The sequence below is a fragment of the Nocardiopsis sp. TNDT3 genome (genome assembly GCF_003427465.1).
In the GTDB taxonomy this organism is placed as follows: domain Bacteria; phylum Actinomycetota; class Actinomycetes; order Streptosporangiales; family Streptosporangiaceae; genus Nocardiopsis; species Nocardiopsis dassonvillei.
This window is the reverse complement of the sequence record NZ_QPFC01000124.1, coordinates 1-4941: the sequence shown is the minus strand read 5'-3', so window position 1 is coordinate 4941 and position 4941 is coordinate 1. Positions and strand designations below refer to the sequence as shown.

Below are 4941 nucleotides of genomic sequence, written 5' to 3'. Positions count from 1 at the left end.
GCCGCCGCTGCCCGGGTCGCGGCCCACGGACACCAGGTCGGCCCACAGGCGGTCGAAGGCCCCGGGGCCAGGGGCGGTGGAATGGTCGCTCACAGGGTGTTTCCCCACGTCGAAGCGGATGGTCGTGCGCACGGCCGGAGCCCGCCGGGGACGCCCCCGCAAGGGCGCCCCCGGAGCGGTTCAGTCCCCCTCGCGCATCGGGACGCGGATGCCGTGCTCGCGCGCGACGCGCCCGGCCTCGTCGTACCCGGCGTCCACGTGGCGGATGACGCCCGTGGCGGGGTCGTTGGTGAGCACCCGCTCCAGCTTGGCGGCGGCCAGGTCGGTGCCGTCCGCGACGCTGACCTGCCCGGCGTGCAGCGAGCGGCCCATGCCCACTCCCCCGCCGTGGTGGATGGACACCCACGAGGCGCCGGAGGAGGTGTTGACCAGGGCGTTGAGCAGCGGCCAGTCCGCGATGGCGTCGGAGCCGTCCCGCATCCCCTCGGTCTCGCGGTAGGGGGAGGCCACCGAGCCGGTGTCCAGGTGGTCGCGGCCGATGGCCAGCGGCGCGCGGACCTCGCCGGAGGCCACCAGTTCGTTGAAGCGCGCCCCGGCGGCGGCCCGCTCGCCCTGGCCGAGCCAGCAGATGCGGGCGGGCAGCCCCTGGAAGGCGACCCGCTCCCCCGCCATGCGGATCCACCGGGCCAGGTGCTCGTTGTCGGGGAACAGGTCCAGGACGGCCCGGTCGGTGCGGGCGATGTCGGCGGGGTCGCCCGACAGCGCCGCCCACCGGAACGGCCCCTTCCCCTCGCAGAACAGGGGCCGGATGTAGGCGGGGACGAACCCGGGGAAGTCGAAGGCGCGGGCGAAGCCGCCGCTGCGGGCCTCGTCGCGGATGGAGTTGCCGTAGTCGAAGACCTCGGCCCCCGCGTCCTGGAAGCCCACCATGGCCTCCACGTGCGCGGCCATGGACTCGCGGGCCCGGTCGGTGAACTCCTCGGGCCTGGCGGCGGCCAGGTCCCGCCAGTCCTCGAAGGCCACCCCGGCGGGCAGGTAGGCGAGGGGGTCGTGGGCGGAGGTCTGGTCGGTGACCACGTCGATCGGTGCGCCGCGCGAGAGCAGTTCGGGCAGGACCTCGGCGGCGTTGCCGAGCACTCCGACCGACAGCGGGCGGCGCTCGTCGCGCGCCCGCACGGCCAGTTCCAGGGCGTGGTCGAGGCTGTCGGCGCGCATGTCCAGGTAGCGGTGCTCGATGCGGCGTTCGATGCGGCTGGGGTCGCACTCGACCACGATCGCGACGCCGTCGTTCATGGTCACGGCCAGCGGCTGGGCGCCGCCCATGCCGCCGAGTCCGGCGGTGAGGGTGATGGTTCCGGCCAGGGTCCCGCCGCTGTGCCTGCCCGAACCGCTCAGCTTGGCGGCCACGGCGGCGAAGGTCTCGTAGGTGCCCTGGAGGATGCCCTGGGTGCCGATGTAGATCCACGAACCGGCGGTCATCTGCCCGTACATGGTCAGGCCCTGGGCCTCCAGGCGGCGGAACTCGGGCCAGTTCGCCCAGTCCCCCACCAGGTTGCTGTTGGCGATGAGCACGCGGGGCGCCCACTCGTGGGTGCGCATGATCCCGACCGGGCGGCCGGACTGCACGAGGAGGGTCTCGTCGCCCTCCAGGTCGCGCAGGGATGCGGTGATGCGGTCGAAGCTGTGCCAGTCGCGCGCCGCCCTGCCCGTGCCGCCGTAGACCACCAGCTCCTCGGGGCGTTCGGCGACCTCGGGGTCGAGGTTGTTGTGGAACATGCGCAGGGCGGCCTCCTGCTGCCACCCCTTCGCGGACAGGGTGGTGCCGCGCGCGGCGCGGACGGTACGTGGACTGCTCACGCGGTCTCCTCGCGGTGTTCGGGTCGGTTCAGGCCAGGGGGACGACGGACTCGGCGGCTGCGACCACGGAGCCGTCGGTGATCAGGTCGGCGACGGCGGCGATCTCGGGGGCCAGGTGGCGGTCGGGGCCGGGGCCGGAGACCTTCTCCCGTACGGTGCGCAGCACGGCGCCGGTGGCGGGGCCGGGCTCCAGCGGCGAGCGCAGGTCCAGGGCGCGGGCGGCGGTGAGCAGCTCCACCGCCAGCACGCTGGTCAGCCCGTCCACGGCGCGGCGCAGCTTGCGGGCGGCCGACCAGCCCATGGACACGTGGTCCTCCTGCATGGCCGAGCTGGGGATGGAGTCGACGCTGGCGGGCACGGCCAGGCGCTTGAGCTCGGAGACGATGGCGGCCTGCGTGTACTGGGCGATCATGTGGCCGGAGTCCACGCCGGGGTCGTCGGCCAGGAAGGCGGGCAGGCCGTGGGAGCGGGACACGTCGAGCATGCGGTCGGTGCGCCGCTCGGCGATGGAGGCGGTGTCGGCGACGGCGATGGCCAGGAAGTCGAGCACGTAGGCCACGGGCGCGCCGTGGAAGTTGCCGTTGGACTCCACCCGCCCGTCGTCCAGGACCACGGGGTTGTCGATGACGCTGTCGAGTTCGCGTCCGGCCACCAGCAGCGCGTGGGCGAGGGTGTCGCGGGCGGCGCCGGCCACCTGCGGGGCGCAGCGCAGCGAGTAGGCGTCCTGGACCCGGTTGCAGTCGGGGCCGCGGTGGGAGGCGACGATGGGCGAGGAGTCGAGCAGGGCGCGCAGGTTGGCCGCGGAGGCGGCCTGGCCGGGGTGGGGGCGCAGGCGCTGGAGCTCCTCGGCGAAGACGCGGTCGGTGCCCAGCAGCGCCTCGACGCTCATGGCGGCGGTGATGTCGGCGACCTTGAGCAGGCGCTCCAGGTCCATGCAGGCCAGCACGAGCATGCCGAGCATGCCGTCGGTGCCGTTGATCAGCGCCAGGCCCTCCTTGGCGCCCAGTTCGACCGGGCGGATCCCGGCCTCGTGCAGGGCGGTGTAGGCGGGCAGGTCCCGCCCGGCGGCGTCGCGGACCCGGCCCTCGCCCATCAGGGCCAGCGCCACGTGCGACAGGGGCGCCAGGTCCCCCGAGCAGCCCAGGCTGCCGTACTCGTGCACGACCGGGGTGATGCGGGCGTTGAGCAGCGCGGCGAGGGTCTCGGCGGTGGCGACCTCCACGCCGGTGTTGCCCGAGGCCAGGGTGCGCAGGCGCAGCAGCATGAGGGCGCGCACGACCTCGTCCTCCACCTCGGGTCCGGTCCCGGCGGCGTGCGAGCGGATGAGCGAACGCTGGAGGCGGGCCCGCAGGTCGGGGGCGATGTGGCGGGTGGCGAGCGCGCCGAAGCCGGTGCTGACCCCGTAGGCGGGGACCTCGCCGCGGGCGAGCGACTCGACCCGTTCGCGGCCGTGGTGGAGGGCCTTTCGGGCCTGCTCGGACAGGGTGACACGGGCGCCGTGGCGGGCCACGTCGAGGATCTGGGCCGGGGTGAGCGGCGCATCGCCGACGACGACGGAAGGAACTGCTGTGGACATGCCTCCCATTTGACCCCCCGCGTGACCCCTGGTGAAGGGCTGACACGAGGGTTCCATCTGAGATCTCAGACAACAGGGGCGTCGCGCCGTGGGACAATCAGGGCATGAGCCTCGTTCCGGCGGCCACCCGCGCGCTGCGGCTGCTGCGCTTCCTGGCGACCCGCCCCGGGCCGGTGTCGGCCTCGGCGATCGCCGCCGAGCTGGGCGTGCCCCGCTCCAGCGTGTACCAGCTGCTGGAGGCCATGGCGCGGGAGGGCTTCGTGACCCACCTGCCCGAGGAGCGCCGCTGGGGCCTGGGCGTGGCGGCCTTCGAGATCGGCTCGGCCTACCTGCGCCACGACGGCGTCGAGCGCCTGGCCCGTCCGCTGCTGCACCAGCTCACCGAGGCCACCGGCGCCACCGCGCACCTGGGCGTGCTGCACGGCGCCGACACCCTGTATCTCCTCAAGGAGCAGCCGCCGCACGCCCCGTCGCTGATCACCGGGGTGGGGGTGCGCCTGCCCGCGCACCTGACCGCGTCGGGGCGGGCCATGCTGGCCCGGCTGCCGCGCGCCCAGGTGCGTGCTCTGTACCCGGACGCGGCGGCCTTCACCACCCGCACCGGCCGGGGCCCGGCCTCGCCCGGCGAGCTGCGCCGGGTGCTGGCCGAGGAGCAGCGCCAGGGCTGGTCCATCGAGGACGGGCAGGTCACCGAGGGCTTCGTGTCGGTGGCCGCGGCCGCCTGCGACCACAACGGCCGCCCCGCCGCGGCGATCAGCCTGACGGTGCCCAGCGCGCGGCCGGTCACCCCGCAGGCGCTGGCCGGGCGGGTGCGCGACGCGGCGGCCGACCTGACCCGCCGCCTGGACGGCCGCGCCTCACCGTAGCGGCGGGGTCCGCTCCACGACCGAGGGCAGCGGGGCCGTGCGCTCCACCATCCGCAGGATCTTCTCCTTGAGGTCGGCGGGCACCTGCACGTAGAACTGCGTGGGAGCGTCCACCGCCTCCAGGTCCAGGCTCTCGGCGGTCTCGGCCCAGCTGGGCAGCTCGGCGTCGGTGCGGTGGGTGTCCAGCACGAACTCGATGAAGTAGGTGAGCCTGCGCCCGCCGGTGTGCACCTCGCGGATGCGCCGGATCTCCGTCCAGGCGATGAACGTCCCCTCGCCGGGGAACCACCACTTGCGCTCCTGCAGGACCGTGACGCCGTCGCTGTCGGCGCTGATGCCCTGCCGGGTGATGCGCTGGGGCAGCCCGCGCAGCACGAACACGTTGCTCCCCGGGCCCACGAAGAGCATGGCCAGACCCGCGAGGGCCCACAGCGTCACCGAGCCGACCGTGGTCTCCTCGCGCAGCACGTGCCAGAGCATCGACCCCAGCACCACCACGAACCCCGCCGTGAGGGCGGCGGAGAAGTAGGCCACGGCCATCCACATGCGCGTGTTGGGGCCGCGCAGGCTGACGTACCTGCGCAGGTGGGAGACGCTCTCGGGCGTTCGGGTCAGGTCTGAGGGAACACCTCGGGGGGCGGC

4 protein-coding genes are annotated in these 4941 nt (G+C 74.4%); 1 reads left to right on the top strand and 3 read right to left on the bottom strand.

What is annotated here, in order from left to right:
- Positions 1–180: 180 nt before the first annotated feature.
- Both hutU and hutH read right to left on the bottom strand, forming a co-directional pair.
- Positions 181–1857, bottom strand: coding sequence for a urocanate hydratase (gene hutU / locus DQW06_RS03460; protein WP_013154017.1), 1677 nt, complete (start codon positions 1855–1857; stop codon positions 181–183).
- A 28-nt stretch (positions 1858–1885) separates the two neighbouring features.
- On the bottom strand, positions 1886–3433 hold the full coding sequence (gene hutH / locus DQW06_RS03455) for a histidine ammonia-lyase (protein ID WP_117197946.1): 1548 nt from the start codon (positions 3431–3433) through the stop codon (positions 1886–1888).
- Positions 3434–3537: 104 nt separating this feature from the next.
- On the opposite strand from hutH, the gene DQW06_RS03450 reads away from it, so the two are divergent.
- The gene (locus DQW06_RS03450; RefSeq protein ID WP_013154019.1) at positions 3538–4299 is read left to right on the top strand and encodes an IclR family transcriptional regulator; all 762 of its coding nucleotides are present in this window, start codon (positions 3538–3540) and stop codon (positions 4297–4299) included.
- Here DQW06_RS03450 and DQW06_RS03445 read toward each other — a convergent pair.
- The coding region (locus DQW06_RS03445) for a hypothetical protein (RefSeq protein WP_117197945.1) at positions 4291–4941 on the bottom strand (651 nt) is incomplete at its 5' end. The two genes, DQW06_RS03450 and DQW06_RS03445, sit on opposite strands and share 9 nt — an antisense overlap.

Bases quoted from the DNA above. Each gene is read 5' to 3' on its own strand.
- DQW06_RS03450 (WP_013154019.1), top strand. From the start codon at position 3,538: ATGAGCCTCGTTCCGGCGGCCACCCGCGCGCTGCGGCTGCTGCGCTTC.
- hutH (WP_117197946.1), bottom strand. From the start codon at position 3,433: ATGTCCACAGCAGTTCCTTCCGTCGTCGTCGGCGATGCGCCGCTCACC.